Raw genomic sequence first — 2,579 nt, 5'->3', positions numbered from 1 at the left:
GCCTTTAAAGATTGCATTGGCACAGCGCCGTGTTGGTAAGGTTGGCATTTCAGAATCAGCCGTGGTGGTGATTACCGCATCGCCGCACCGAGCAGAAGCTTATTCGGCCAACCGTTATATTATTGACCGCATTAAACACGAAGCGCCGATTTGGAAGTGCGAATATTTTAAAGACGGTACGAAAGAATGGGGCGGAAACTGCAACTGCCAAAAGATAACCGGCGATGCCAACAAGCATGTTTATGAGTGGACGGAGGAGAAAAAATAAAACTAAATGGTCAATACTTCTTTTATCCCTAAAAAACCAACCATCACCATTGAATATTGCCCGAAATGCCGCTGGCTTTTACGCGCCGCTTATATGGCGCAAGAGTTGTTGACCACTTTTGAAGATGACTTGCACGGCGTTTTGCTGCAGCCAAGCGAAGTTGGCGGCCGTTATTCGGTTTTCGTGAATGATGAACTCCTTTTTGACCGTAAAAGAGAAGGCCGTTTTCCAGAAATTAAAGAGTTGAAGCAGTTGGTGCGGGATAAAGTGAACCCGGATAAAAGTTTAGGGCATTCGGATAAGAAGGAAGTTTAAATTGTATAGATGATTGTCGTTTTACAAATGCCACTTGTCGTATATTTGTTATATGCCAAACATAGAGGAACTTTTAGAGCAGGATTTATCCTTTAAAGCAGTTGATGATAAAGGCAGCCTTTTTTTGATCAACGCTATACGCCAAGGCATTGGCTATTCTTTTTTTGATAGCATGTTGCAAAATATCCCTTTTTCGTTTAGCGAATGGTCTGCTTATCTCAACTTATCGGAAAGGACTTTACAGCGATATAAAAAGGAAAATAAACCTTTCCAGGCGGGTTATGCCGAACGTATTTTGGAGATCAGGCTGCTTTATAAATATGGCGTGGAAGTATTTGAAGTACAGGAAAATTTTGACACTTGGCTTAATACCAAAAGCATTGCACTTGGCGGTGTAAAACCCAAAGATTTATTGGACACCACTTTCGGTATAAATTTAGTACGGGACGAACTTACCCGGATTGAACACGGTGTTTTGGCATGAAGTTGTACCGTTTAACCAAAGCTGTTTATAGCAATGATTTAAGCGGAAAAGGTGCCGAAATAGCCGGAGGGCGTTGGAACAGCAAAGGCATTGCGCTGCTTTATACTGCCCAATCTATCGCCTTGGCCACCACAGAAATTGCAGTGCATGTGCCTTTAGGGATATTGCCAAAGGGATATGTTGCCGTTACATACGAACTTCCCGAAGAGAACATCATCGAAACATTAAATGCAAGCAAACTTCCTACAGATTGGAAATCTATTCCGCATTCACATTCCACCCAAATAATCGGAGATGAATTTATACTAAGCAAAAGGGCTTTGGTTTTAAAAGTGCCATCTGTTGTGGTTCAAGGCGAGTACAATTTCCTGATCAACCCAAACCATCGGGATTTAAACAAACTTGCTATTTTAAATATTGAACCTTATGAATTTGATGCCAGGTTATTTTTTAAATGAAAAGTGCCAGCCAAAAAAAACCGGCAATAAAAGAAGCATCCATACTTCTTTTATTGCCGGTCAATATTAATTTTCCTAAGCCCTTCTGATCAAACCCAGGATTAAAGCAATAACGGCAATTACCAACAAAACGTGGATAATACCGCCAGCTACGTGAAATGCAAAAACGCCTAAAGCCCAGCCAATAACCAGGACAACAGCAATGATGTACAATAAAGATCTCATGATAAATTGTTTTTTAAGTGATAGAATGGTTTAAATAATCATCATCAGAAATAAGAAACCAAGGAAAATGTTTGGCCTGCTTTTGAAAAAAGCGGATAAAAAACCTGCACTTAATTTATTTAATTACAGCTTCAGCCATTTATTCCTGCTGATAATTTGCAGGTAAGTTGGCTCGGCAATTTCTTCGATCTGGTATTTTATTTTATGCTGTTTTTGTAAGGTTACGGGCAGCTCCAACAGCCTTCCGTCGCGCATCAAAGTTAAATCAATGGTATCGCCGGGTAGTAAAAATTGCAATGATTTTTCGAGGTCAGCAATCCGGTTGCCGTTGATGGCCAGCAGTTCGTCGTTTACGTTGATGCCGGCTTGCCAGGCCGCCGTTCCGCGTTCTATTTGCGTTGCCACCAATTTTCCGGTGGTAAAAGAAGTACTTAAACCCATAGTTGGCTGCGGTTTGGTTTCGGGCGTACAAACTTTTAAGCGCAGGCCGGCGTAACCGAGGTAATGGTTATAATCCAAGTCTTCCAAACCGTTGATGTAATGGTCGTAAATGTGGTTTAAATTGCTTCCGGCCACTTCTTCCAGTGCTGTTTTAAACTCGGCTTCGGTGTAGCCGCGGTTTTCGGTTTTGTAAAATTGGTTGTACATACGCTTCATCACTTCATCCAAATTGTATTGGTTTTGGGTTTGGTGGATGATGAGCAAATCCAGACAAAACGCAATCAGCGAGCCTTTTACATAATAAGAAACGGTTGTATTCGGCGTGTTTTCGTTGGGGCGATAAAACTTGATCCAAGCATCAAAGCTGGCTTCGGTTACGGTTTGGGTT

Annotated in this window: 6 protein-coding genes; 4 read left to right on the top strand and 2 right to left on the bottom strand. The window is 41.6% G+C overall.

Annotated features, from left to right (window positions below; translation table 11 throughout):
- The 4 genes from Q0192_RS06450 to Q0192_RS06435 all read left to right on the top strand — a co-directional run.
- Positions 1-268, top strand: a 268-nt coding sequence (locus Q0192_RS06450; RefSeq protein WP_299287842.1) for a molybdenum cofactor biosynthesis protein MoaE, incomplete at its 5' end; no start/stop codon positions are given.
- A gap of 6 nt (positions 269-274) precedes the next feature.
- Positions 275-583, top strand: a complete 309-nt coding sequence (locus tag Q0192_RS06445) for a SelT/SelW/SelH family protein (protein ID WP_299287839.1) — start codon at positions 275-277, stop codon at positions 581-583.
- 52 nt (positions 584-635) lie between these two features.
- Entirely contained in the window at positions 636-1,067 is a 432-nt protein-coding gene (locus Q0192_RS06440; RefSeq protein WP_299287836.1) for an antitoxin Xre/MbcA/ParS toxin-binding domain-containing protein, read from the top strand.
- The gene (locus Q0192_RS06435) at positions 1,064-1,525 is read left to right on the top strand and encodes an RES family NAD+ phosphorylase (protein ID WP_299287833.1); all 462 of its coding nucleotides are present in this window, start codon (positions 1,064-1,066) and stop codon (positions 1,523-1,525) included. Before Q0192_RS06440 ends, Q0192_RS06435 begins: the two co-directional genes overlap by 4 nt.
- 75 nt (positions 1,526-1,600) lie before the next feature.
- Here Q0192_RS06435 and Q0192_RS06430 read toward each other — a convergent pair whose 3' ends face one another.
- Together Q0192_RS06430 and Q0192_RS06425 are read right to left on the bottom strand one after the other, a co-directional pair.
- Complete coding sequence (locus tag Q0192_RS06430) at positions 1,601-1,750, bottom strand: lmo0937 family membrane protein (protein ID WP_299287830.1); 150 nt, start codon at positions 1,748-1,750, stop codon at positions 1,601-1,603.
- Between the two features lie 123 nt (positions 1,751-1,873).
- Positions 1,874-2,579: PDZ domain-containing protein (locus Q0192_RS06425; RefSeq protein ID WP_299287827.1), on the bottom strand; the 706-nt coding region annotated here is incomplete at its 5' end.

It is taken from the genome of uncultured Mucilaginibacter sp. (assembly GCF_937859865.1).
Taxonomy (GTDB): Bacteria; Bacteroidota; Bacteroidia; order Sphingobacteriales; family Sphingobacteriaceae; genus Mucilaginibacter_A.
Note: the sequence above shows the minus strand (reverse complement) of the source record. Positions and strands in the feature narration are given on the sequence as shown.